21 protein-coding genes are annotated in these 23,855 nt (G+C 58.9%); 18 read left to right on the top strand and 3 right to left on the bottom strand.

Annotated features, from left to right (window positions below; all coding sequences use genetic code 11):
• The first annotated feature begins 231 nt into the window (after positions 1 to 231).
• The 16 genes from gabT (at position 232) to AO356_RS26665 (ending at position 19,372) form a co-directional block, all read left to right on the top strand.
• Positions 232 to 1,524, top strand: coding sequence for a 4-aminobutyrate--2-oxoglutarate transaminase (gene gabT / locus AO356_RS26740; protein WP_060742354.1), 1,293 nt, complete (start codon positions 232 to 234; stop codon positions 1,522 to 1,524).
• A 92-nt stretch (positions 1,525 to 1,616) separates the two neighbouring features.
• A complete protein-coding gene (locus AO356_RS26735) occupies positions 1,617 to 2,273 on the top strand; it encodes an HAD family hydrolase (RefSeq protein ID WP_060742353.1) in 657 nt (218 codons plus the stop codon).
• 46 nt (positions 2,274 to 2,319) lie between these two features.
• Positions 2,320 to 2,808, top strand: coding sequence for an Lrp/AsnC family transcriptional regulator (locus tag AO356_RS26730; protein WP_060742352.1), 489 nt, complete (start codon positions 2,320 to 2,322; stop codon positions 2,806 to 2,808).
• 300 nt (positions 2,809 to 3,108) lie between these two features.
• The gene (gene pstS, locus AO356_RS26725; RefSeq protein WP_060742351.1) at positions 3,109 to 4,140 is read left to right on the top strand and encodes a phosphate ABC transporter substrate-binding protein PstS; all 1,032 of its coding nucleotides are present in this window, start codon (positions 3,109 to 3,111) and stop codon (positions 4,138 to 4,140) included.
• Between the two features lie 72 nt (positions 4,141 to 4,212).
• The gene (pstC, locus tag AO356_RS26720; protein WP_060742350.1) at positions 4,213 to 5,178 is read left to right on the top strand and encodes a phosphate ABC transporter permease subunit PstC; all 966 of its coding nucleotides are present in this window, start codon (positions 4,213 to 4,215) and stop codon (positions 5,176 to 5,178) included.
• Positions 5,178 to 6,089, top strand: a complete 912-nt coding sequence (gene pstA / locus AO356_RS26715; RefSeq protein ID WP_060742349.1) for a phosphate ABC transporter permease PstA — start codon at positions 5,178 to 5,180, stop codon at positions 6,087 to 6,089. Before pstC ends, pstA begins: the two co-directional genes overlap by 1 nt.
• 75 nt (positions 6,090 to 6,164) lie before the next feature.
• Positions 6,165 to 6,926 (top strand): phosphate ABC transporter ATP-binding protein PstB, encoded by a 762-nt coding sequence (gene pstB, locus AO356_RS26710; RefSeq protein WP_025214260.1) that lies wholly within the window; start codon positions 6,165 to 6,167, stop codon positions 6,924 to 6,926.
• A gap of 94 nt (positions 6,927 to 7,020) precedes the next feature.
• On the top strand, positions 7,021 to 7,719 hold the full coding sequence (locus AO356_RS26705; protein WP_060742348.1) for a hypothetical protein: 699 nt from the start codon (positions 7,021 to 7,023) through the stop codon (positions 7,717 to 7,719).
• Positions 7,719 to 8,345, top strand: coding sequence for a hypothetical protein (locus tag AO356_RS26700; protein WP_081015431.1), 627 nt, complete (start codon positions 7,719 to 7,721; stop codon positions 8,343 to 8,345). Before AO356_RS26705 ends, AO356_RS26700 begins: the two co-directional genes overlap by 1 nt.
• A 446-nt stretch (positions 8,346 to 8,791) precedes the next feature.
• The gene (locus AO356_RS26695) at positions 8,792 to 11,002 is read left to right on the top strand and encodes a putative bifunctional diguanylate cyclase/phosphodiesterase (protein ID WP_060742347.1); all 2,211 of its coding nucleotides are present in this window, start codon (positions 8,792 to 8,794) and stop codon (positions 11,000 to 11,002) included.
• Positions 11,003 to 11,165: 163 nt separating this feature from the next.
• Entirely contained in the window at positions 11,166 to 14,165 is a 3,000-nt protein-coding gene (locus tag AO356_RS26690) for a xanthine dehydrogenase family protein molybdopterin-binding subunit (protein ID WP_060742346.1), read from the top strand.
• Positions 14,162 to 14,968: an FAD binding domain-containing protein gene (locus AO356_RS26685; RefSeq protein WP_060742345.1), complete on the top strand. Its 807-nt coding sequence runs from the start codon at positions 14,162 to 14,164 to the stop codon at positions 14,966 to 14,968. Before AO356_RS26690 ends, AO356_RS26685 begins: the two co-directional genes overlap by 4 nt.
• Before the next feature lie 2 nt (positions 14,969 to 14,970).
• Positions 14,971 to 15,471 carry a (2Fe-2S)-binding protein gene (locus tag AO356_RS26680; RefSeq protein ID WP_060742344.1) on the top strand — a complete coding sequence of 167 codons (501 nt, stop codon included), beginning with the start codon at positions 14,971 to 14,973 and terminating at the stop codon, positions 15,469 to 15,471.
• A gap of 5 nt (positions 15,472 to 15,476) precedes the next feature.
• A complete protein-coding gene (locus AO356_RS26675; RefSeq protein ID WP_060742343.1) occupies positions 15,477 to 17,015 on the top strand; it encodes an AMP-binding protein in 1,539 nt (512 codons plus the stop codon).
• A 19-nt stretch (positions 17,016 to 17,034) separates the two neighbouring features.
• The gene (locus AO356_RS26670) at positions 17,035 to 17,838 is read left to right on the top strand and encodes an enoyl-CoA hydratase/isomerase family protein (protein ID WP_010459412.1); all 804 of its coding nucleotides are present in this window, start codon (positions 17,035 to 17,037) and stop codon (positions 17,836 to 17,838) included.
• A 181-nt stretch (positions 17,839 to 18,019) separates the two neighbouring features.
• Positions 18,020 to 19,372, top strand: a complete 1,353-nt coding sequence (locus AO356_RS26665) for an MFS transporter (RefSeq protein WP_060742342.1) — start codon at positions 18,020 to 18,022, stop codon at positions 19,370 to 19,372.
• On the opposite strand, the gene AO356_RS26660 is transcribed toward AO356_RS26665, so the two are convergent.
• Positions 19,365 to 20,150 carry an alpha/beta fold hydrolase gene (locus AO356_RS26660; RefSeq protein ID WP_060742341.1) on the bottom strand — a complete coding sequence of 262 codons (786 nt, stop codon included), beginning with the start codon at positions 20,148 to 20,150 and terminating at the stop codon, positions 19,365 to 19,367. The two genes, AO356_RS26665 and AO356_RS26660, sit on opposite strands and share 8 nt — an antisense overlap.
• Before the next feature lie 89 nt (positions 20,151 to 20,239).
• Between AO356_RS26660 and AO356_RS26655 the strand changes: the two genes are divergently transcribed.
• On the top strand, positions 20,240 to 21,211 hold the full coding sequence (locus AO356_RS26655; RefSeq protein ID WP_060742340.1) for an XdhC family protein: 972 nt from the start codon (positions 20,240 to 20,242) through the stop codon (positions 21,209 to 21,211).
• Positions 21,212 to 21,399: 188 nt separating this feature from the next.
• Positions 21,400 to 22,254 carry a helix-turn-helix transcriptional regulator gene (locus AO356_RS26650; RefSeq protein ID WP_060742339.1) on the top strand — a complete coding sequence of 285 codons (855 nt, stop codon included), beginning with the start codon at positions 21,400 to 21,402 and terminating at the stop codon, positions 22,252 to 22,254.
• 103 nt (positions 22,255 to 22,357) lie between these two features.
• Here the strand turns inward: AO356_RS26650 and AO356_RS26645 are convergent, their stop codons facing one another.
• Positions 22,358 to 22,648, bottom strand: coding sequence for a DUF6388 family protein (locus AO356_RS26645; RefSeq protein WP_060742338.1), 291 nt, complete (start codon positions 22,646 to 22,648; stop codon positions 22,358 to 22,360).
• Positions 22,649 to 22,716: 68 nt separating this feature from the next.
• The gene (locus tag AO356_RS26640) at positions 22,717 to 23,460 is read right to left on the bottom strand and encodes an SPOR domain-containing protein (protein ID WP_060742337.1); all 744 of its coding nucleotides are present in this window, start codon (positions 23,458 to 23,460) and stop codon (positions 22,717 to 22,719) included.
• Between the last annotated feature and the right edge of the window lie 395 nt (positions 23,461 to 23,855).

Genomic DNA, 23,855 nt, shown 5'->3' with positions numbered 1-23,855 from the left:
GATGTATCAAAAGAGCCTGCGTAATCACACATCGCTGCGTTGTATGGGGCGTCTGCCGGCAGATTCCATCGGGCTGGAGGCGGCTGAAGGAATCTGCTGTTTGCCGGGGTGAAAACAGTCGATCCGAATTTCCCAGAGGCCAAGTTCGGCTTAGACAATCGCGTCGAACGCTTAACCTGTGGAACACATCGCAGCCGTTTCCCGGTTGCCTGGTTCACTGTGGGAGATGCCATGAACAGTAAAGTCGAAGAAACCCCAAGCTTGCTCCGTCAACGCGATCAATTCGTGCCCCGGGGTCTGGTCACCGCACATCCGCTGGTCATCGACCGGGCCCAGGGGGCTGAAGTGTGGGACGTGGACGGGGCGCGCTACCTGGACTTCGTCGGCGGCATTGGCGTCTTGAACATTGGTCACAATCATCCGAAGGTAGTCGCGGCCGTGCAGGCCCAATTGCAAAAGGTCAGCCATGCTTGCTTCCAGGTGGTGGCCTACAAGCCCTATCTCGACCTGGTCAAGCGCCTGTGCGAGTTGGTAGGTGGTCAGCAAGCCTACAAGGCGGCGTTGTTCACCTCTGGCGCGGAGGCGGTGGAGAACGCGGTGAAGATCGCCCGCGCCCATACCAATCGTCCCGCGGTCATTTCCTTTCGTGGCGGTTTTCATGGGCGTACCTTGCTGGGTACGACGCTGACGGGCATGAGCCAGCCCTACAAGCAGAACTTCGGGCCCTTCGCACCGGAGGTCTTCCATACTCCATACCCGAATGCCTATCGTGGTTTCAGCAGCGAGATGGCGTTGCAGGCCCTGAATGAGCTGCTGGCGACCCAAGTCGCTCCGGATCGCGTCGCGGCGATCATCATCGAGCCGGTGCAGGGCGACGGCGGCTTCCTTTCTGCTCCGCCCGAATTTCTCCAGGCGCTGCGGACCCTCACCGAGCAACACGGCATCGTGCTCATCCTCGATGAAATCCAGACCGGCTTCGGGCGTACCGGCAAATGGTTCGGTTTTCAGCACGCCGGCATTCAGCCGGACCTGGTCACTGTCGCCAAGAGTCTGGCAGGTGGCCTGCCCATTTCGGGCGTAGTGGGGCGTGCGCACATCATGGACGCGCCATTGCCCGGTGGTCTCGGCGGCACCTACGGTGGAAACGCCTTGTCCTGTGCAGCGGCGCTGGCGGTGATCGACGCTTACGAACAGGAGCAGTTGCTCGAGCGTGGCCAGGTCCTGGGCGAGCGGCTGCGTCAGGGCCTGCTGCGCTTGCAGGCACGTCACCCGCGCATCGGTGACGTGCGCGGTACCGGCTTCATGCTGGCCATCGAATTGATCAAAGACGATGAGGCCCGCAGCCCCGATGCCGAACTCACTCAACAACTGATCGACCAGGCCAGGGTCGGCAGGCTGTTGGTGATCAAATGCGGGGTGCACCGAAATGTCCTGCGCTTCCTGGCGCCCCTGGTCACCGAAGAAAGTCAGATCGACGAAGCACTGACCATTCTTGAAGCAGCATTGCTACGCGTGTTGGATTAATCTCAGGTCTCGGTCGGCCCGCAGTAGCGATGTGCCGACCGGGGGCATTTAGCGCATATGGATTGATGAATGCATCATGGGAGGCGACACACATGCACCTGACTGATTATCGTGCGCTGCTGATCGATTGCGACGAAGTCCTGGTCGATCGGGATTCCGGTGTCTGGACGGCCCTGCAACCTTTGCTCGACAACCATCCGGACGTGCCAGCCAGGGAGGCGGTGCTGGCTGAGTTCGACGAGGCGGTGCGCGGGCTCTATCCGCGTTTTTCCGAACTGGGCTTCAGTGGTCTGTTGTGCTTTGCCCATCGTCAACTGGCAGAGCGCCTGGGGCTCAAGGTCAGTTGGGAGGAGGGCATGAGCTTTGCCCGTTCGGCCAGCAGCTGGTCGCTGTTCGAGGACGCGCCCGGTGCCATGTTGTACCTGCGCAAATTCTACCGGCTGCTGGTGTATTGCGATCGTGATGCCGAGGATCGTGACCCGCTCTGCGAACGCTTGGGAATTCCCCCCGAGGACCTGCATTCCCGCGCCAACAATCCATTGGAGGACGAGGCATGGTTGCTGGCGAACAAGCTCAAGCCTGAAAACATCATGCAAGTGTCCAGGCCGCCCGCGTCCCCGCCAAAATCGGCTGGCCTGTGCCTGATCCGTCGTGGCCATGAGCCTGATAATCAAGCATATTCCGCCGATTTCTACATCACCAGCATGGCCGACCTCGTCGCTCAGCATCAGCTATCTTTGCGGCGTTGAATTTGCTAAAACCACTGTCAACCTGAAGACAACCGAGGGGTACCCGATGGAAGGTTTAATAAAACTAGACCGAATTGATATCAGTATCCTTGTTGAACTTCAAAAGGACGGTCGAATGACCAACGTCAGTCTCGCCGATGCCGTGGGCCTGTCATCCAGCCCCTGCCTGCAGCGAGTCAAGCGGCTCGAGTCGGCTGGTTATATTTCCGGCTACAGGGCTCATCTCAACCTGGCCAAGATCACTGACTCGGTCACGGTCTTCACTGAAGTCACTCTCAGCGACCACAAGCGGGAAGACTTCGCCAAGTTCGAATCCAATATTCGCTTGGTCGATGAGGTGCTGGAGTGCCATTTGATCAGCGGCGGGTACGATTACCTGGTGCGCTTCATGACGTGCAGTATCCAGCATTACCAGGAAGTGATCGAAGGGTTGCTGGACAAGAACATCGGCATTTCCAAGTACTTCAGTTACATCGTCATCAAATCCCCCGTGCTCAAGGATGGGGTTCCGCTGCGTAGGTTGTTGCGTCACTGATACGTCCCAGCGCCAGCCGTCCATGACGGCAATCCCTCGAACGGGTCCTTACGACCTGCAAGCAGCCCCAGCGCTGCCGGAATCAATGCGCCTCGGCATTGCGATCCGATCAATCGGCGTGTGAATTCAACTTCTTCAGGCCCTGCGCAAACGCCGGGGCGTGGGTGTGCGCGAGCTTTTCACGTCGGTGCCGTGGCGCAAAACGGGGACATTTGTCCCCTTTTGCAATTCGATGTTCATAAAAACGTAACACGACTGTTGCAGAGTTCCCCAGCCCGTCATCACAAGGAATTTCTTTCAATGAAAAGTTTGATGAAGTCTGTTGCGCTCGCCGTTACGCTTTCTCTTGGTGCCACTTCGGCGTCTTTCGCTGCAGAAAGCGTCCGTCTGACGGGTTCTGGCGCGAGTTTCCCGGCGCCGATCTACCTGACCTGGTTCAAGGATTTCAGCAAGAAATCCGAAGGTGTCACTGTGGATTACCAATCCAAGGGCAGCGGCGCGGGTGTACAGGACTTCCTGAATAAAACCGTTGATTTCGCCGCCAGTGACTCGGCAATGAAAGACGAAGATATCGCCAAGGTTGCCGAAGGCGTGCAGTTGCTGCCGATGACCGCCGGGGAAATCGTGCTGGCCTATAACCTGCCGGGCAATCCTAAAGGCCTGAAGTTGCCACGCGATGTGTACTCAAACATTTTCCTGGGCAAGATCACCCGCTGGAACGATCCAAAGATCGTCGCCGCCAACCCGGACCTGAAACTGTCCGATACGCCGATCACGGTGGTTGTGCGTGCGGATTCCAGCGGTACGACCGCGGTATTCACCAAGCACTTGGCAACCATCAATCCGGAGTTCAAGCAGGCGCTGGGGGAGGGCAACACCGTCAACTGGCCGGCCAGTGACAAGTTCATCAAGTCGCCGAAGAACGATGGTGTGACAGCTACTGTGCGCCAGACGCCGGGCGCGATTGGCTACATCGAATACGGCTTCGCCAAACTTGCCAAGGTTGACTTTGCCCAGTTGCAGAATAAGGCCGGCCACTACGTCGTGCCAAACGCCGAGAGCGGTGCCGAGGCTCTGGCAGCGGTGAAGATGCCGGATAGCCTGGTGTCCTGGTTGCCTGATCCAGACGGCGCCAAGTCGTACCCGATCACGTCCTACACCTGGATGATTTTCCGCAAGGACAACGGCAACCCGGCCAAGGCCAAGGCCATGCGTGAAATGGTCGAATACAGCCTGACCGAAGGGCAGAAAATTGCCGACTCGATGGGTTACATCCCGTTGCCGCAGTCGGTTGTCGAGCAGGTTCGCAAAGCGTCCGCCAACATTCAGTAACGCCTGAGGCCTCTCTCGGCGTGTGCTGTCAGCCATGCCGGGAGAGTTTCCCCCTTGTTCCGGACTTAGCCAATGAACAAACCCTTTGTCGTACCGGTTAATCCAGATTCTGCCTGCCAACCACCGTCCGCGAAGGACTTCCTGGTTGATCGCACCTTTCGTGCGCTTGCGCGTATTGGGGTCATTCTGGTTCTGGCGTTGGTATTTGCCCTCGTGTTCGAAGTGGGACGCAAGGCGCTGCCTGGCATGGAAAAGCACGGGTTTGATGTTCTCCTAGGCACCGTCTGGGACGTGAACCAGGGTAAATACGGCATCCTGCCGGCTATCTGGGGCACGCTCTACAGCGCCTTCATCGCATTGCTGATCGCGGGCTTTTTCGGCGTCAGCATGGCGATTTTCCTGACCCAGGACTTCCTGCCTCCCAAGCTCGCCGCCATTTTCCGGACCATTGTCGAATTACTCGCGGCCATCCCCAGCGTCGTCTACGGCCTGTGGGGGATCTACGTGGTGATCCCGGCGATTCGGCCACTGACCACCTGGTTGAACAGCGAACTCGGCTGGGTGCCATTTTTCGGCACATCCTTGAGCGGGCCGGGGCTGCTTCCTGCGGCGTTGGTGCTCGCCATCATGATTCTTCCAACCATTGCCGCTGTTTCGCAGGATGCGCTCACGGGCGTACCGATGAAAACCAAGCAGGCCGCCTACGGCATGGGGACCACCCACTGGGAAGCGATTCTCAAGGTGATGGTGCCATCGGCCGCCACGGGCATTTTCGGTTCTCTGGTACTTGGCCTGGGACGCGCGTTGGGTGAAACGATGGCGCTGGCCATGCTGGTAGGCAACGCGAATAACATTTCCCTTTCGCTGTTCGCACCGGCCAACACCCTGGCGGCCTTGCTGGCCCTGAACTTCCCCGAAGCCGGGCCGAACGAGATCGAGGTGTTGATGTATGCCGCACTGGTGCTGATGTTGATCACGTTGATCGTGAACGTCTTCGGCTCCTTGATCATGATGTACGCCCAACGGGGTAATAAGTGATGACCGACCTGACTGCTGCAACAGACTTGACGGCTCCAGCAGGCGCGATGCCCAGCCTGCAGCGCAAGTTCGAGGGCCGCGCCCTGCGCAGCCTGATCCTGACCACCCTGGTCTGGGGCGGGGCGCTACTGGCCAGCGTACCGTTGATTTCCGTGCTCTACATGCTGATCACCCGCGGCGGCGCTCGCCTGAACCTGGAAGTCTTCACCGAACTGCCGCCGACGGGCTTCGAGATGGGCGGGGGCTTCGGCAACGCGATGGCCGGTACCTTTGTGATGGTGGGTATCGCGGCGGCAATCGCGGTGCCGGTCGGCATCATGGCGGCGATTTTCCTGGCTGAACTGGGCCCGGACAGCAAGCTGGCGAACGCTGCGCGCTTTGCCGCCAAGATGCTCACGGGGCTGCCATCGATTCTGGCCGGGGTGTTTGCTTACGCCCTGGTGGTGATGACCACCGGTACTTATTCGGCACCGGCCGGTGGCGTGGCGCTGGCAGTCCTGATGCTGCCGATCGTCGTGCTGACGGCGGAAGAGTCGATGCGGATGGTGCCCAAGATCATGAAAGATGCCGCCTATGGCATGGGCTGCACGCGCTCGCAGGTGATCTGGAAAATCGTCTTGCCCACCGGCATGCCGGCGATCCTGACCGGCGTCATGCTGGCGGTGGCCCGGGCCGCGGGCGAAACAGCGCCGCTGTTGTTCACCGCGCTGTTCAGCAACTACTGGATCTACCACCAAGGCAGCCTCGAGGTCATGAACCCGACGGCATCGCTTGCCGTGCTGATCTACAACTTCTCCGGCATGCCGTTCGACAACCAGCTCGAACTCGCATGGGCGGCCTCACTGGTGCTGGTGATGATCGTGCTGGTCGTGAATATCATCAGCCGTATCTTCGGCAAGCCCAAGTATTAAGAACGGGAGCATCTGATCTTGAACGTATCCACTGCGCAAATAGCCGCTCCGTTTGTCACCCAGGCACCTGTAGTCATGGACTGCAAACTGGACAAGATTTTCTACGGCAACTTCATGGCGGTACGTGACAGCCATGTGCCGATCGAAAAAAACAAGATCACCGGTTTCATCGGGCCATCCGGCTGCGGCAAGAGTACCGTGCTGCGCAGCCTTAACCGGATGAACGATCTTGTGAAAGGTTTCCGTTTCGAAGGCCACGTGCACTTCCTTGGGCAAGATGTCTATGGCAAGGGCGTTGATCCGGTGGTCGTGCGCCGTTACATCGGCATGGTGTTCCAACAGCCGAACCCGTTCTCGATGAGCATCTTCGACAACGTCGCGTTTGGTCTGCGCCTCAATCGCTACAAAGGCGATATAGGCGATCGGGTCAAGCATGCGCTGCAAGGCGCCGCCCTGTGGGATGAAGTCAAGGACAAGCTCAAGGTCAGCGGCCTGTCGCTCTCCGGCGGCCAGCAACAACGCCTGTGCATCGCCCGCGCCATCGCCACCGAGCCGGAAGTCCTGCTGCTGGATGAGCCGTGTTCGGCACTCGACCCGATCGCTACCCGGCGAGTCGAGGAACTGATGGTCGAGCTGAAGAAGGATTACACCATCGCGCTGGTCACCCACAACATGCAGCAAGCCATCCGCGTCGCTGATACGACGGCGTTCTTCTCGGTGGATATTTCCCAGGGCACGCGCACCGGCTATCTGGTTGAAATGGGTCCAACAACGCAGATTTTCGACAACCCACGTGAACAGATGACCGGCGACTACATCAGCGGCAAGTTCAGCTAAGTCACCCATCCGGTCAAGGCCGCATACCTGCAGAAGCCAAATGGATTTGGCGGGCATCCGGTAGACATTTACCAAGCGTTTCCAAGGAGCACCAATGCCTGCTACGCATCGCCTTGATTTGCCTGCGATTGAACATGCACTGCGCGAAGTGCAACACCGCTTCGCCGAGCTCAGCCGGCACTTCACGGAGCCACGCGATCCCTTGACTGACGAAGTGCTGCAAAACGTGCTTGAAGGTTACGCATTGATTGACGACTATGTCGCCCGCGGCGTTGATCTTTTTGACCTTCAGCACCTGAACCTGATGCTCGAGATCAACGCCACGGTGCTTTGTGGCCGAGACCCGACGCGCCGCCTGGAATACGCCCAGCACCTGGCCGCGACCGAGGCGCATTTCTTCAACAACGTTGAGGGAGGCATCAAGGACTTGTTCAATTGGTATTGCGCGTATCGCAGCGAATCCGTCTGGAAGCGGGCGGCTGGTGTCTATGTGCGCATTCTCAGCAAGCCGCAGTTGTTCATTGAAGGGAATAACCGCAGTGGGTCGCTCATCGTCAGCTACCTGCTCATGCGCGCGGGCTTACCGCCTTTCGTGTTGACACTGGAAAACGCCAAAGGCTACTTCAACCCGTCATCGGTCATACGCAACTCTGCCAAACATGGAGTCAAGGCGTTGTACGAACTGCCCAAGATCAAGAAAAAATACGCAGCCTTCCTGGAAGAACAAGCGCCTGACCCGATGAAGTTCTTTCTCAAAGGCAAGCCTTTGCCCATCTCTCAGGGTGGTCATTGATGCGCGGGAATTCAGCGTTCGCCAAATGCAAAACCCTCGGCAGCCGGGCAGGGCAGGCCATCCGCTGGGCCATCCCGATGCAGATGTCCAGGCGGCAGCGCATACGCATTTCGTTTGATATCGATGACACGCTCGCCTGCCAACTCCACCACTGCGAAGTCGAACAAAGCCGATTGCCGGCCTGTGTTCATCGCTGGCTGGGTGAGCCATTGCGCAAGGGAACGCGTGCCCTGATCCGAGAACTGCGCCGCCAGGATTGCAGCATCTGGGTCTATACGTCATCCGGTCGCACGCCGTCCTACATCCGGCGTTGGCTGTTGCTCTACGGCATCCGCGTCGACGGCGTGGTCAACAGCGTGCTACACAATCAGGCGCTAACGGACCATGGGCTGTCGAATGCACCCTCGAAATATCCGCCGGCGTTCGATATCGATTTGCACGTCGATGATTCCGAAGGCGTGCAGATTGAAGGTGATGACCATGGCTTTCGCGTGGTCGTGGTGCATCCGGAAGATGACGGCTGGGCGCATAAAGTGCTGGAGGCGGTCGCCATTGTTCAGGCGCAGCTGGCTTGGCAGCAGATGCCTGTCCAGCGTGCTTCGTTACGCCGGGTGCCGAGTGTTTAGCGGGTGATGCGGACCTGGCTCCATGGAATGTTGGACCGAGCCAGAAACTTTCGGATTTGATCGTCATCTGCAGAGGCTGGTCGGCTTTATAAACACATCGTTTAACAAGTGGGCCATGTCAGATGTTCATAGGCAGGCCGTTACTATGTTTTGCGGCAGGTCCGAAGGCTATTGGCGTGGAAATGTTCATCGGTCCAAGTTCATGGAAACCGGGCTGCAGCTTCCGGACTGTCCGGGCCAGCAGAACATCAAAACGGCCAAGCACCCCGACCATTCCAGCCAAACCGCGGCAATCTGATACTGTTTTTTATGTTGGATCTGAGCCTTTTATTAGTTAGCTGGCGCTCTATAGAGTGCGCGTCCGAAGCACTAGTGGACAGTGATCGGCCGCCACTATTTCTGGCTCTCTGAAGACCGGACGACCTCGAGAGTCTTCAGGAACCACCATGAATACTCGTCCGAGCTTTCACAGCAAGACCTTCCCCGAGTCGCAACGTGACATTCTCGGCATGATCGCGACCGACCATCATCTGGGCGACATACTCTGCGCCATCTGTCAGATGCACGACGCACAGGCCCCCGAAACCTTCTGCTCTATCCTGCTCACTGATGCCGAGGGCAAACGCTTGCTGAGCGGCGCGGCGCCCAGCCTGCCGGTCGAATACAGTGACGCGATTCATGGAATGGCCATTGGTCCACACGAAGGAACCTGCGGCATCGCAGCGTTCCGGCGCGAGCTTGTGGTGACCGAAGACATCGCCCGAGATCCAAACTGGGAGCGTTTTCGCGGCCTGGCGCTGGGGCATAACCTGCGTTCCTGCTGGTCGGTGCCTTTGCTCTCCCATCTGGGAGGCGTGTTGGGTACATTTGCCCTGTACCAGAACCGCACGAATGCGCCGGATGAGGCGCAGATTCAACGACTGGCCTGCGCGGCCCAGCTGGCAGTCATTGCGATCCGTCATGAGCGTGACGGCCAACGTCTGGAGGAAAGCGAACAACGTTTTCGTTCTTTGTTCACCTACAACCCCAACCCGGTATTCGCCCTCGATCTGGCCGGCAACATCCAGAGTGTGAATCCGGCGGGCCTGAAGCTGAAACCGCACACCGCGAGCGATTTCATTGGTCATCACTTCTCCCATCTGGTACTCGAAGAAGACTTGGAACGGGTCAGTCAGCATTTTTCCGCAGCCCGCGCCGGAGAACCTCAGCGTTTCGAGGCGCGGGTTCTCGACGAGAGTCAAAAACTGCTGACCATGGACATCTCTAACCTGCCGATCATGGTCAACGGAGAAATCGTCGGGGTATTTGGCATTGCCCGGGACATCAGCGAGCAAAAGCATTTCGAGCGCCAATTGAGTTTCAACGCCAGCCATGACCGCCTGACCGGTTTGCTTAACCGTGTTTCGCTTGAAGACCGGCTTGTTCTGGATTGTCACATCAGTCGTCGGCGTAAGCGTCGTCTGGCGGTGATGTGCATTGATCTGGATGGATTCAAATCCATCAACGATTCGATCGGACACTACTTCGGCGATCAGGTGCTGATTGAGGTGGCGCAGCGTATGCCCCGGCAGGTTCGTCCCGGCGATACCATCGTGCGCATGGGCGGTGACGAATTTATCGTGCTGCTGCCGGACCTGCTTCGTGATGAGGACGTCGTACCGGTGGTCGAGCGCTTGATGGCCAGCATTGCCAGACCCTACTGCATTCAGGGCATTGACCTGCACGTGAGTGCAAGTATCGGCATCACCCTGAGCGATGGTCATATCGAGCAGCCGATGCAACTGATCCAGCAGGCTGACATGGCCATGTACAAAGCCAAGCAGCAAGGGCGCAACAACTTTCAGTGGTACACCAGCGATCTTTATCAGCGCGTTTGCGAGCACGCGAGTCTGCGCAATGACCTGCAAAAGGCTATCGAAACTCAGTCGTTACAGCTGCATTATCAACCGCAGATAGACGCGCGCACGGGTCGGGTGGTCGGGATCGAAGCGTTGCTGCGTTGGGAGCATCCGGAAAAAGGATTTATCTCACCCGCGGTGTTTGTGCCGGTGGCAGAGGACAGTGGTCAGATCATTCCGCTGAGCCTTTGGGTACTCGATACGGCCTGCGCGCAGTTGCGCCAGCTAGGCGAGCAGGGCATCACCGGCATCTCGATGGCGGTGAATATTTCGCCGATGCATTTTCAGCGTGGCCATTTCGTCCAGTATGTACAAGCCACCCTGGAGAAACACGGACTCTGTGGTGAGCAACTGGAGTTGGAGATCACCGAGTCGCTTCTGTTGCATAACGCTGAACAGGCGATCGACACGTTGCACCGGCTCAAGGCGTTGGGGGTGTGCATTGCGCTCGATGATTTCGGCACCGGTTTTTCCAGCCTCAGCTACCTCAAGCGTTTGCCCATCGACAAGATCAAGATTGACCGCTCGTTCATCCAGGAAATCGCCACCGACCATCACGATGCTGCGATCACCCAAGGCATTATTTCCATGGCCCATCACCTCAGCCTGACGGTGGTCGCCGAAGGCGTGGAAACGGCGTCTCAGGTGGATTTCCTGAAGGGCAGTCGCTGCGATGTTTTTCAGGGGTATTACTTTGCCAAACCAATGCCCTACGCAGACATCGAAGCTTTCCTGAGCCATCCCGCGTCCCATCCCTGACCGCCAATTCTGTCTGGACCCAGACCTGAAAATCAGACGCTAAGGCAAATTTTCAGACCCCAGCGCAGAACTCCCTCTCCCCAGGCAAGGCGCTCCCTGCGCCTTTCTCACACACTCGGCTCTAACGCTATCGCGCTGCACAACAACAAGAGCCGCGAAAAAAATGACTAGTTTCCAGCCTGCTACCGAAAGCCAGACCGGCCACATCGGCGCCCGTCAGACCCGTGTCGAGGACGCCGCATTGTTGCGCGGCCTCGGCTGTTATGCCGATGACGCTGCGATCCCTCCGGGAACGCTACACGCGGCGATCATCCGTTCACCCCACGCTCATGCACGGATCACCTCGGTGGACTTTTCCAGTGCGCTGCTGATGAAAGGCGTGCACGGCGTGCTGGTCGGCGAAGACGTCAAACGCTGGGCGCTGCCGTTCCCGGTGGGTGTGCGGCAGCCGATGGAGCACTGGTGCGTCGCCGTTGACAAGGTACGTTACGTCGGAGAGCCGGTGGCCGTAGTGATCGCTGAGAGCCGCTATCTGGCCGAGGACGCGATCGAAGGTGTGCGCGTTGAATACGAGCCGCTGCCACCGATCATCGATCCCGAACGGGCCACCGCCGAACAGGCGCCGATCCTGCACGAAGCGGTCGGCAGCAACGTGGTCAACGAACGGCGCTTTCGTTATGGCGAGCCGGAGCAGGCCTTCGAGCAGGCGCCGCACAAGGTCTCGCTCAAAGTGAAGTTTCCGCGCAGTTCCTGCACGCCCATTGAATGCTACGTGGTGCTGGCTCAGTACGAGCGCGCCACCGGCATTTATGACGTGCTGGCCAATTTCCAGGGCCCCTATGCGTTGCACACGGTCATGGCCAGGGCACTGAATGTGCCCGGCAACCGCCTGCGTTTGCGCACACCGAAAGATTCCGGCGGCAGCTTTGGCATCAAGCAAGGGGTTTTCCCTTACGTGGTGATGATGGGCCTGGCGTCACGCAAGGTCGGTGCACCGGTGAAGTGGGTCGAGGACCGTCTGGAACATCTTCAGGGGGCTTCTTCGGCGACCAATCGGGTGACCGAAATTGAAGCGGCGGTAGAAGCGGATGGCCGCATCACCGCTTTGCGATATGACCAGATCGACGATTGTGGTGCCTACCTGAGAGCGCCTGAACCGGCGACTTTCTACCGGATGCACGGCAACCTGACGGGCGCCTACGCGATCCGCAATTTGCAAGTGCGCAACCGAGTGGTGCTGACCAACAAAACCCCTTCCGGCCTGAACCGTGGTTTTGGTGGCCCACAGGTGTATTTCGCCCTTGAGCGTCTGATGCAACACATCGCCGTGCAGTTGAAGCTTGATCCGTTGGACGTGATCCGCCGCAACCTGGTGCCGGCCGATGCCTTCCCTTATCGCGCGGCCGCCGGTGCGTTGCTCGATTCCGGCAATTACCAGGCAGGCATTGCCTTGGCGGCGGCTGACGGTGGACTCGACGAGTTGCTCAAACGTCGTGATCAGGCGCGTGCCGAAGGCCGGATCTACGGCATCGGTTATGCCGCCGTCATCGAGCCTTCGATTTCCAACATGGGATACATCACCACCGCGATGACACCCGAAGAGCGGCGCAAGGCCGGTCCGAAAAACGGCGCTGTCGCCACCGCCACCATCAACGTCGGCCCATTGGGTGACGTCAGTGTGCACGTGTCCTCGGCACCCCAAGGGCAGGGCCATCAAACCACCGTCGCTCAGGTCGTCGCCGAAGTGCTTGGGGTTGCGCTGGAATCCATCGTGGTCAACGTCGAGCTGGATACCCAGAAGGACGCTTGGTCGATTGCCTCGGGCAACTATTCCAGCCGCTTCGCCGGCGCTGTGGCCGGTGCCGTCTACAAGGCGGCGCTGAAGATCCGCGATCGCCTCGCCGCGATTGCCGCCGAGCAATTGCAGGCCAGCCCCGAAGATATTCGTTTCGCGGGCGGCAAGATTTTTGTGGTCAATGGCGGGGCGGTCGCGCCATTCCATCGGATAGCCGGTGCGACCCACTGGTCGCCGGGCCTGCTGCCGGAAGGTGAAAGTGGCGGTCTGCGCGAAACCGCGTTCTGGAGCCCGCCGCAATTGGTGGCCCCGGACGACCAGGATCAGGTCAACAGCTCGCTGTGCTACGGCTTTGTCTTCGACATCTGTGGTCTGGAAATCGACCGCATGACCGGCGAGATCCACATCGATCGCTACGTCACCTGCCATGACGCCGGCCGCCTGCTCAATCCGGCGCTGGTCGATGGCCAGATTCGTGGTGGCTTCACCCAAGGACTCGGCGCGGCGCTGATGGAAGAGTTTGCCTATGGCGAGGACGGCAGCTTTCTTTCCGGGACCTTCGCCGATTATCTGGTGCCCACCGCACCGGAAGCGATCGAACCGGTGATCCTGCACATGGAAACGCCATCGCCATTCACCCCGCTGGGCGCCAAGGGTGTGGGCGAGGGCAACAATATGAGCACGCCGGTGTGCATCGCCAACGCGGTGGCCGACGCCCTCGGTCGCTCGGACATCCGTCTGCCGCTGACACCATCGAAAGTACGCACGCTGATCGGGATCGACGAGCCGCCACGGCCCGCCGGTATGGAGCCCGATGAAGACCTGGACGCAGCACCTGCCGGTGGACCGGCACTGCGGGCCAACGACTCGGTGGTGATTCCTGCCTCGCCGCAACAGGTGTTCGATACCTTGCTCGACCCGCAGACGCTGGCAGCGATCATTCCCGGTTGCCACGACCTCGTGCTTGAAGGCGAAAACCGTTACCGCGCAGACGTCACCGTCGGCGTCGGCATGATCCGTGCGCGCTTCGAGGCCAAGGTTGCCCTGAGTGATCTGGACCCGCCGCATTCATTGCGTCTGTCCGGTTCCGGCAGCAGCTCCATGGGCTCGGCCCAGGGCCAGGCCAAGGTGCGTTTCGTCGAACTGGAAAATGGCCACACACGTCTGGAATACCAATACCAGGTGGCGGTCAGCGGCAAAGTCGCCGCGGTCGGCGGCCGAATGTTGCAAGGGGCCTCGAAAGTGATCATCGGACAAATCTTTACTCGCCTGTCGCAACGGGTCAGCGGCCAAGCCATCTCCACCAGCTGGTGGGCGCGATTGCGGGCCTCGCTTGGCGCAATGTTTGGCAAGGGAGGTGCGCAATGAAACCGGCTGCTTTCGATTACGTTCGGGCTGACACCCGTCGTCAGGTGGTTGAGTTGCTCGCCGAGTACGGTCAGGAGGCTCGCATCATCGCCGGTGGCCAATCGCTGATGGCGGTGCTGAACATGCGCCTGGCTCAGCCCAAGTTGCTGATCGACATCAATCATGTGGCTGAGCTGGCCTATATCGAACTGCGCAAGGATTGTCTGGCGGTAGGCGCCGGGGTACGACAGGCGCAGTTGCTGGCGCGTTCGACCCTGATGGACGAGGTGCCTTTATTGGCACTGGCGATGCCCTGGATCGGTCACTTCCAGACGCGTAATCGCGGCACGGTCTGCGGTTCGGTGGCTCACGCCGACCCCAGCGCCGAGTTGCCGCTGTGCCTGGTGACGCTGGGCGGCGAGATCGTTCTCGAGTCGAAAAAAGGCAAGCGCATCGTCAAGGCTGCCGACTTCTTCCAAGGCATTCTCACCACCGACAAGCGTGCGGATGAACTGGTCGTCGAGGTGCGTTTTCCGCTCAAACGCGAAGGCATCACCTATCGCTTCCGCGAAATCGCCATGCGCCACGGCGACTTTGCAATCGTCTCCCTGGCCGCGGCCATCGGCGCGGACCAGGTCGAACTCGGCATCGGCGGGGTCGCTGACCGTCCGCAACGTCGCAGTCTGCCTCGTGGTGCGGGGCTGCCGGACGCGCTCAATCAAACCGCCTGGTCGCTCGACGCACAAGACGACGTGCAGGCCAGCGCTGCCTATCGCCGCCAACTGATTCGCGAGCTGGGTCATCAGCTGATCGAAGGAGTCTGAACATGCGTGTAACTGCCGACCAAACCTTTCCGATTCGCCTGGAACTCAATGGCCGCTCCCGCGAAGCCCTGGCTGAACCGCGGACCCAACTTTGCGACTTTCTGCGCCACGACCTCGGTGCCACCGGTGTCCATGTCGGATGCGAACACGGTGTCTGCGGTGCCTGCACGGTGCTAGTGGACGGAGTCGCCATGCGTTCCTGCCTGATGCTCGCGGTACAGGGGCACGAGCGGCGTATCGAGACCGTCGAGTCGCTGGCTGACGACGACACACTGAGCGACCTGCAACAAGCCTTTCGCCGTCATCACGCCTTGCAGTGCGGCTTTTGCACTGCGGGCATTCTCATGTCCTGCGTGGACTTCCTCGAACGGATACCCAACCCGGACGAGACCCAGGTACGCGACATGCTTTCGGGGCATCTATGTCGCTGCACGGGTTACACCGGCATCGTTCAGGCCGTGCTCGAAGTCGCTGCCCAGCGCCAAACGAACAAAGGGGTATAACAAAAATGTTCGATCTCGGACGCAGTTTCCTCGCTGCCGTTGAACGCCGCCCGCACGCCGTAGCGGTCAGTGACGGTGCGTTGAAGAAAACCTATGAAGAATGGTTCGTCGATATCCAGAGTGCCGCCTGGGGCTTGCAATGCCTTGGGCTGCAACGCGGTGATCGACTGTTGGTAGTGATGCAAAACCGCTGGCAGATGGCGACCCTGCATTGGGCCTGTCAGTTTGCGGGCATCGTCATGACCCCGTTGAACTGGCGTTCGACTGCCGAGGAACTGGGCTACTGCATCGAAGATGCGCAAATCCGTGCAGTGGCTTACGACGACGCGACCGTGACCGCCGTGGCCGGTTGCAGCGCCGCCACAAGGCTGCCACGGATCGCCACCGGTCTGCGTGCTGCCAACACCGACCTGAGTTTCGAGGAACTGTGTTCGCAGACCCCCTCCGGCATCATTTTGCAGGCCGACGCCGAAGATTTTTCACTGTTGCTGTATACCTCCGGAACCACCAGCAAGCCCAAGGGCGTGCCCCGTCGGCACCGTAGCGAACGCGCCGCGGCGGTTGCTCACGTCGCGCAAAACCTTTACCGCCAGGGCGAATGCACGCTGGGTGTCATGCCGCTTTATCACACCATGGGCGTGCGTTCGTTGCTGTCCATGGCGCTGATCGACGGACATTTCGTCTGTGTGCCGAAGTTCGACGTGGAAGCGACGCTGCAGGCCATCGAGCGGGAAAAGGTCAGCAACCTGTACCTGGTGCCGACGCTCTACCACATGCTCATCGAACACCCGGCCTTTGCCCGCGAGCGAGTCGCCAGTGTGGAGAAAATCGGCTTTGCCGGTGCGCCGATGAGCGACGGCTTGATGCGTCGTGTCGAGCAGGCGTTCCAGCCGCAGTTGTTCGTCAATCATTACGGCAGCTCGGAGATCTACACCTTCACCATCGACCAGCAAGCCAGCCGCAAACCCGGTTCGTCAGGGCGCAGTGCAATGAACCAGCGCGTGCGCGTGGTGCCGATCGATGCTGAAACGGCAGACGTGCAGGTCAACCCAATGGAGGAGGGCCAGATCATCGCCGACCTGGCGAGTGACGAGGCGTTCGAAGGCTACCTGAACCGCCCCGAAGCAACCGCCAAGGCATTGCGTGATGGATGGTATTTCACCGGTGACATCGGCTACTTCGATCTGGAGGGCGATCTGTTCGTCACGGGGCGTGTCGATGACTTGATCATCACCGGCGGCGAAAACGTCAGCCCGTCGGAAATCGAAAACATGCTCTCTCTGCACCCGGCAGTAGAAGAGGTGGTGGTGGTCGGTCTGCCCGACGAGCAGTGGGGCAAGATCATTGCCGCATTTATCAAGCTGCGCGCCGAGGTCTCGGAAGGCGACCTTGATGCCCATTGCATCGCTTCGGGCCTGGCCAAATTCAAGCGGCCACGGCGTTATCAGTTCGTCGATCAGATTCCCAAATCTCCAGTGGGCAAGGTGCTGCGGCGCGTGCTGCTGGCCGAATTTCAGGAACAGGCCTTGAAGGCCATCAGCTAATCATCCAGAGGACACTCCCATGCAACAACAAGCGATCCAGCAATTTCTCGACACTCAGTTCGATGGCTTCCAGGTTGAAGTCGATGTGTCCCGCGAGCGCGCCGACATCATCCTCAACCGCGCACCGTTGAACGTCATTTCCATGGGTCAGCGTGATGAACTGCGCCAGGTCTTCGAAGCACTCGATGCACACAAAGGCGTGCGCGTCATCGTGCTGCGCTCGGTGGGTGAACACTTCTCCAGCGGTGGCGACATCAAGGGCTTCCTCGAAGCGTCGCCAGAGCACGTTTCCAAGCTGGCCTGGAACGTCGCGGCACCGGCACGTTGCGAAAAACCGGTGATCGTTGCCAACCGTGGTTACACCTTCGGCGTCGGTTTCGAACTGTCCCTGGCCTGTGATTTCCGCATTGCTTCGCAAACCACTCGCTACGCCTTGCCTGAGCAGAACCTCGGTCAGATCCCGGGCTCGGGTGGCTCTGCGCGCCTGCAGAAAATCATCGGCATCACCCGCACCAAACACATGGTAATGCGCGCCAAACGCATCACCGGCGACCAGGCCTACGCCTGGGGTATCGCAACCGAGGTCGTGCCGGATACCGAACTGGAAAGCACCGTCGACGCGTTGGTCGATGAACTGCGGCGCTTCTCGCCGTTGGCTCAGCGCACGGCGAAAAAACTGATCAACGACAACGAAGATGCGCCGCTGACCGTCGCGATCGAAATGGAAGGTCACTGCTATAGCCGTCTGCGTAGCTCCAAGGACTTCAAGGAAGGCGTTGAAGCGTTTCACAGCAAGCGTACGGCCGTGTTTATCGGCGAGTAAATCGTACTGGCGAGCGGGCCCGGGAGTATGTTGGTAACAGCGTACGCCTTACGGAGCAGGGCCTGCCGCCCCTTCAATGCAACTGAAAGGGCACATCAAGGTTTCACCGCTGACCTGCTGATTACTCGCAACCCGTGCACCGGGATGCAGAACGTTCGATCACCGTTTGTGTGAGGCAACCATGACTACGACAACAACAATAACTGCATCACCCTCCAGCGCCGCTAGCGATACACCACAGATTCCACCGGGCAAGGCCTTGCTCGCGGCATTTGCCTCGACATTCGGCTGGGCGCTGGATTTGTTTGACCTGTTCATTCTGCTTTATGTGGCACCGATTATCGGCCGCCTGTTCTTCCCCTCGGACACCCCGACATTGTCGCTGGCCGCGGTATATGCCTCGTTCGCCGTGGCGTTGCTGGTGCGTCCGCTGGGCTCGGCGATCTTCGGCGCGTATGCCGACAAACACGGCCGCAAGCGTGCGTTGATGGTGTCGATGGTCGGCGTCGGTATTTCCACGGCACTGTTTGGCGCGTTGCCGACCATTCATCAGGTCGGCATATTGGCCCCGATACTGTTTTTGGTCTTGCGGGTGATTCAGGGCATTTTCGTGGGCGGCATCGTTGCCTCCACTCACACCATCGGCACCGAATCCATCTCGCCGCGCTATCGCGGCTTGATGTCCGGGTTGATCGGTGGTGCCGGCGCCGGTATGGGCGCGCTGTTGGCGTCATTCACTTATCTGGTGTTGTCGGAGATCTTTCCCGGGGAAGAATTTGACGTCTGGGGCTGGCGCTTCATGTTCTTCTGCGGCCTGCTAAGCACGTTTTTCGGTCTGGTGATGTTCCGTTACCTGGAAGAGACCCCGGTCTGGCAGCAACTGCAACAAGCGCGCAAAACCAGGGGGCCGGCGGTAGTTGTCGTGTCGCCGCTCAAGCGTCTGTTCGGTCGCGAGTACCGCGGCGTGATGCTGGTCAATCTGCTGATTACGTTCGGAGGCGGTGCCACGTATTACCTGGCCTGCGGTTATCTGCCGACGTTGCTCAACGTGGTCGCCAAAGTGCCTCATGCGCAGACTTCGCAGATGCTCATGTACGGGTCGGTGGCAACCATTGTCGGCGCACTGGCCTTCGGTTACCTGAGCGACCTGATCGGTCGCAAGAAGACCTTCATGCTGCTGGGTGTGATCAATCTGGTGAGCCTGCCGATGATGTTTCTGGGTGTCGCCGAATCGGGTTCGCTGACCCGTACTGCGCTGTATTGCGTGGGTATAGGCTTCATAGGTGGGGCGATCATCGCGCCGATTCTGATCTTCCTCAACGAACGCTTTGCCACCGAGCTGCGAGCCAGCGGCACCGGATTGTCCTGGAACATCGGTTTCGCCCTCGGCGGAACCATGCCGACCTTTGTGTCCCTGGTCAGCGGCAGCCCGGCGCAGATCCCCATGGTGTTGGCGATGTTCGCCGTCGGTCTGTCGGTGATCTACCTGATCGGCAGCGTGGTGATTCCAGAAACCCAAGGCAATTTCAAGTAAAGGCGGGGAGGCGCTTCAGGAATTCGCAGATCAGCTGCAAGGTCTGCTCGGTCGCTTCGGTCTGGGGAAAGTGCCGACAGTTATCCAGCAACACACAGCGGCACGGTCCAGCGACCTGTCGCTGGATGACCACCAGTTGCTCGGGCGTGGCGTAGTGGTCGTCGCGACCCTGAATGACCAGCAGCGGCCTTTCGATACAAGCCAACTGCGCTTCGAGATCGTCCAGGGAAAAGTCCGGGTGCATCCAACTGTCGCTCCAACCGTGAAAAGCGCCGTCGACATTGGTCCCATGATGGCGTGCCAGGCGCTCGCGCAATTCGCCCTGATGCCAAGCCTCGGTGGTGTGGCGAATGCCATCGAGGCTCTCGGCCTCGACAATCACGTGAGGTGCCAGTGCGATGCTGCCCAACACGCGTGGATCGTTGGCGGCGGCATAGGCGAGGACGATGGATGCGCCGTCACTGTGACCGAGCAAGACCACTTGCGGCAGTTGCAAGGCATCGAGCAGTTGCCGCAGTTCACGAGGGCCGTCGCTGCTCAGGTAGTTCAGCGGACGCGGCAGGGTTACGGGGCTCGATTGCCCATAGCCCTGACGGCTGTAAGTGACCACACCGCAGCCGCTGGCCTGGGCCAGGCGCTGGGGGAAGTCTTTCCATTGGTCGGCGCTTCCGAGGCCTTCGTGCAGCAGCACAAGTGTCGGTCGCGATGGATCAGCCGCAGGGATTTGGCGATATTCCAGGCGCAGCGGTCCAAGTTGCAAAAATTGTTGTGGCGACATGTTGAATCAACGATTGACAAGATTGCTCGCAGGTTACCGTAAACGTAACCCTGCATGCAGCACCACGCTTTGCTTGAGGTACAGACAATATGCGTCATCTCGATGTTCAGGTGATCGACCAGGCACTGCAATGGGCTCGCGCCGGGCAGGCGCAGTGGCTGTGCACGGTGCTCTCCACCTATGGCTCGGCGCCGCGTGCGCCGGGTGCGATGCTGGTGACCAATGGCACGGGCGAACACGTCGGCTCGCTGTCGGGTGGCTGCGTCGAAGAGGAGTTTCTCGAAAGCCTGGCGCGCGGTGAATTACGCGAACCGGCACAGATCGTCAGTTATGGCGACAGCGTCGAGCAACGCCACCGTCTACGATTGCCCTGTGGCGGCGTGCTGATCGTGCTGGTCGAGCACCGCGCTGCCAGTCTCGAATGGATCGCCCACCTGGAGAGTCTGCAAGCAGCGTTGCTGGGTCAGCGTCGTCTGCTGCGTCACGTCGAACTGAGCAGTGGTGCCTTGCGCCTGGACCCGGACACCGGACACGGCAGCGAGCGGGTGCAAGTCGTCGACGAAAGCGTGCGCATCAGCGTCGGCCCGGCGTTACGACTGATTCTGGCGGGGCTCTCGCCGGTCGCCGAATTCTGCGCCAGTTTTGCCCGCGCCATCGGCTGCGAAGTCATCGCCTGCGATCCCCGGGAAGAGATGCTGCAAGTACATCTCGAAGGTGTGGAGATGCAACGCGTGCTGCCATCGATGTTCATTGCCGCCGGAGGTTGCCACGCGGCGACTGCGGTGGTGGCGCTGACTCACGATCCGCGAATCGATGACCTGGCGCTGATGGAAGCGGTGCACACTCCGGCGTTTTACATCGGCGCCATGGGATCTCAGGCAACGTCGGCCAAGCGCGCCGAGCGGCTGAAACGCATCGGTGGTCTGACGGATGAACAGATCGCCCGTTTACACATGCCCATCGGCCTCGATCTGGGCAGCAAGGCCCCGGCGGAAATCGCTCTGGCGGTGGTGGCCGATATCCTGCGCGTTTATCACGGCAAAGAACGCCATGCCTTGTAAGGCGGTTTTTCCGACGAACGTGGGGGCTGCGAAAGTCGAGGTAGACGCTCGGTCATTCGCGCGCGATAGTGGCCAGCCAAGTGTTGCTGAACCATGGACCGATCGACGGGCTTGAGAAATAGATAAGCGCCCCGATGATATGCATTGAGGCCGATAACAATATCGCTTCAAGCGAGCGGAGGAATCTGATGTCGATTGCCCAACGGGTTTTCCACGGCAGGTTTGGCCGGGTCGCCTTGCTGAATATGGATCATTCGCTGGTCACCCATACCCATTCCGAATGCCATGTGCTGGTCAAAGTGTCCGGCGAGGACACTTACTTCAACGTCAACGGTCGGCGGGTTCCGCTCAGCGATCGCACGGCGGTGCTGGTCAATGCCTGGGAGCCGCATTTCTACGATCCGCAGCCGGGTGCCGGTGCAACCGTCATCCTGGCGCTCTACATCGAGCCCGCCTGGCTGGCCACTGCCCAGCAGTCGCTGGCGCTCAGCGGTCGGCCGGACTTTTTTGCCCAGCCGTGCATCGAGCTGTCGAGTCGTAATCGCACCTTGGCCGACATCCTGGTCGCCGAAGCGCATGGCTGCGGGATCGTGCCGAAAGAGCGCATGGAATTCATGCTGTTCGACTTCCTGATCGAACTGATCGAGGACTTTTCCAGCTGGCGGCATTTGTCGCTAACGGGTGCGCCGAACTCAGCTGAGTTCCGGGACGCGCGCGTGCGCCGTGGCACCGCCTGGTTGCTTGAGCACCTCGATGATCCGAACCCGATCGACAATGCCGCGCGGGCTTGTGGTCTGTCGCGGGCGCACTTCTTTGCGCTGTTCAAGAAAGATACCGGCATGACGCCGACCCTGTTGCTTAACGACGCGCGCATGCGCCGGGCTTTTGCCTGGCTTGAGCGTGAGCGCAGTGGAACGTTGGGCCTGTTGTCGGAGAATCTCGGGTTCTCCGAGCAAGGTCATTTCACACGGTTTTTCCGTCAGCATATCGGAGCTTCACCCAGCCAGTATCGGCGTGTAGTGGATTGTTATGCGACAGTTTGAACCGAGAGGAGGGCGGGGGTATTGGGCAATACTCCCGCCGATGAAGTTAGTCTTTCATATTGAAACGAGCGGCTTTTATAGGCTGCGAAATTTGTAGAGTTTATTAATTGTCCAGAAAGTCATAAATCTCTTTCATGCGTTCTTCGCGCATCAACTCAAGTTCTTCCTTGGTTTCGGCTACCCACTGCAGCATGAAGTCCCAGCAATCGCAGTCGTGAGCCTCCGCTTCTGCTTCAAATGCTTCTTTCAGAAATTTAAGGCGATATTCTTCTGGCGAGAGCCCGCAGTTTTCAGCGAGGCTGTAGTTCAGCTCGCTGAGTTCAAGCTGGATCCATAAGTTGGCGCCCAGGAATTTCTTCAGGGCGAGTTCGGCTCTAAGTTCTTTTGCGATCATGAATACACTCTCGTGTCATAAAACAGGTAGACATTTTTTCGAGATCAGTAGCGCTACACAGGATTATGTCAATTTCCCGCCATCATCCATCCTCTAACACCATGACTTTCACTCAACTCTTTCACGACTCGAGCCGCATCCTGCTTCTGTTTATACGGGCCGATGACGACAAAGTTGTTTTCTTTACGCGCTACCGGCAACTCCAACTGCTGAATGGCTTTTACTGCGCGATGGCGGCTGGGTGTGTTCAATGCAATTTCGACCACCCATAGTCCGGATAAAGGCGTAGCTGAAGCTTCTTTTTTAGTGTGGAAAATGTAGCCGCCGCATGTCAAGCACGGGCGTTCCAGCGTGATTGGCGAGCCTGGTACGGTGCGAAAGACATGCCATTGCGGATCGATGGTTTTTTTGCGGGCGAAGAGTGCCAAGAGCAGGCCGGTAAAAGCAATCAGACCGCTGAGAATAATTGTCCATTTGTGCGCCTGTGTGGGTAATGAAGGCAGCGAAAGTACCGGTGTTTCGTCTGGCTTTTCAATCAAAAACTGTACGGCGTCAGCCTCCGTTGAGTCGGGTATCCGGAATTCGTTTTTCGCAAGGGGCGTAAGCCCGTCGGAAGGTTTTGTACTGAGGTCTGTCACAACTTTATTGGCGGTGTCATCGATGAGTTGTTCGAACTTTGCCACCTTTTTCTGAATGTATGAATTGTCGACGTTATTTTGACAAATTGGTCCTGTGGACGTGTAGGTCCATAGTAGTGCTGATAGTTGCCCAAAAACGCCAGTTACCAGGAAGCCCAAGCCAAGCTTTCGCACAACGGCCGTCTCCAAAGCAAGTGAATAGTTATTTTCCCCGTTTATTTCTGATAAACAGGGTTCTTTTGTTGATCCTGGGATTGTCTAAGTTCTTGAGCGCGTCAGTGTGTTCAAGCGCCAAAACTAGTTGGCTGTTTTTTGTTGTTTGAAAGAACATCGCGCTTGCACTTTATAGACTGTTGGTTGACGAAAAAGGCTCAGGTTGTCGAAAAAAAACCGTATCAGATGGGTGTGAGGAGCGATGCGTTAAAACACTTGTATTTAAGGTGAATGTCGTGGCCAAAGTGCCTTATCCAATATTCAAGCCATGCCTACGCGTTCGGTATAAATGAAAGGATTTTTAGCCGGCCCTTTTGCGGTACGGAGAGGGAAAAGCTACTGAATTTTTTGTCACC

The sequence above is a fragment of the Pseudomonas fluorescens genome, assembly GCF_001307275.1.
GTDB classification, from domain to species: Bacteria; Pseudomonadota; Gammaproteobacteria; order Pseudomonadales; family Pseudomonadaceae; genus Aquipseudomonas; species Aquipseudomonas fluorescens_AA.
Note: the sequence above shows the minus strand (reverse complement) of the source record. Positions and strands in the feature narration are given on the sequence as shown.

What these genes read in the sequence shown, in the direction of transcription:
- AO356_RS26685 (WP_060742345.1), top strand. Translation starts at nt 14,162, where the DNA reads ATGAAACCGGCTGCTTTCGATTACGTTCGGGCTGACACCCGTCGTCAG.
- AO356_RS26695 (WP_060742347.1), top strand. Translation starts at nt 8,792, where the DNA reads ATGAATACTCGTCCGAGCTTTCACAGCAAGACCTTCCCCGAGTCGCAA.
- pstA (WP_060742349.1), top strand. Translation starts at nt 5,178, where the DNA reads ATGACCGACCTGACTGCTGCAACAGACTTGACGGCTCCAGCAGGCGCG.
- AO356_RS26670 (WP_010459412.1), top strand. Translation starts at nt 17,035, where the DNA reads ATGCAACAACAAGCGATCCAGCAATTTCTCGACACTCAGTTCGATGGC.
- AO356_RS26655 (WP_060742340.1), top strand. Translation starts at nt 20,240, where the DNA reads ATGCGTCATCTCGATGTTCAGGTGATCGACCAGGCACTGCAATGGGCT.
- pstC (WP_060742350.1), top strand. Translation starts at nt 4,213, where the DNA reads ATGAACAAACCCTTTGTCGTACCGGTTAATCCAGATTCTGCCTGCCAA.
- AO356_RS26700 (WP_081015431.1), top strand. Translation starts at nt 7,719, where the DNA reads ATGCGCGGGAATTCAGCGTTCGCCAAATGCAAAACCCTCGGCAGCCGG.
- pstS (WP_060742351.1), top strand. Translation starts at nt 3,109, where the DNA reads ATGAAAAGTTTGATGAAGTCTGTTGCGCTCGCCGTTACGCTTTCTCTT.
- pstB (WP_025214260.1), top strand. Translation starts at nt 6,165, where the DNA reads ATGGACTGCAAACTGGACAAGATTTTCTACGGCAACTTCATGGCGGTA.
- AO356_RS26680 (WP_060742344.1), top strand. Translation starts at nt 14,971, where the DNA reads ATGCGTGTAACTGCCGACCAAACCTTTCCGATTCGCCTGGAACTCAAT.
- AO356_RS26650 (WP_060742339.1), top strand. Translation starts at nt 21,400, where the DNA reads ATGTCGATTGCCCAACGGGTTTTCCACGGCAGGTTTGGCCGGGTCGCC.
- AO356_RS26730 (WP_060742352.1), top strand. Translation starts at nt 2,320, where the DNA reads ATGGAAGGTTTAATAAAACTAGACCGAATTGATATCAGTATCCTTGTT.
- AO356_RS26705 (WP_060742348.1), top strand. Translation starts at nt 7,021, where the DNA reads ATGCCTGCTACGCATCGCCTTGATTTGCCTGCGATTGAACATGCACTG.
- AO356_RS26690 (WP_060742346.1), top strand. Translation starts at nt 11,166, where the DNA reads ATGACTAGTTTCCAGCCTGCTACCGAAAGCCAGACCGGCCACATCGGC.
- AO356_RS26735 (WP_060742353.1), top strand. Translation starts at nt 1,617, where the DNA reads ATGCACCTGACTGATTATCGTGCGCTGCTGATCGATTGCGACGAAGTC.
- AO356_RS26645 (WP_060742338.1), bottom strand. Translation starts at nt 22,648, where the DNA reads ATGATCGCAAAAGAACTTAGAGCCGAACTCGCCCTGAAGAAATTCCTG.
- AO356_RS26660 (WP_060742341.1), bottom strand. Translation starts at nt 20,150, where the DNA reads ATGTCGCCACAACAATTTTTGCAACTTGGACCGCTGCGCCTGGAATAT.
- AO356_RS26675 (WP_060742343.1), top strand. Translation starts at nt 15,477, where the DNA reads ATGTTCGATCTCGGACGCAGTTTCCTCGCTGCCGTTGAACGCCGCCCG.
- gabT (WP_060742354.1), top strand. Translation starts at nt 232, where the DNA reads ATGAACAGTAAAGTCGAAGAAACCCCAAGCTTGCTCCGTCAACGCGAT.
- AO356_RS26665 (WP_060742342.1), top strand. Translation starts at nt 18,020, where the DNA reads ATGACTACGACAACAACAATAACTGCATCACCCTCCAGCGCCGCTAGC.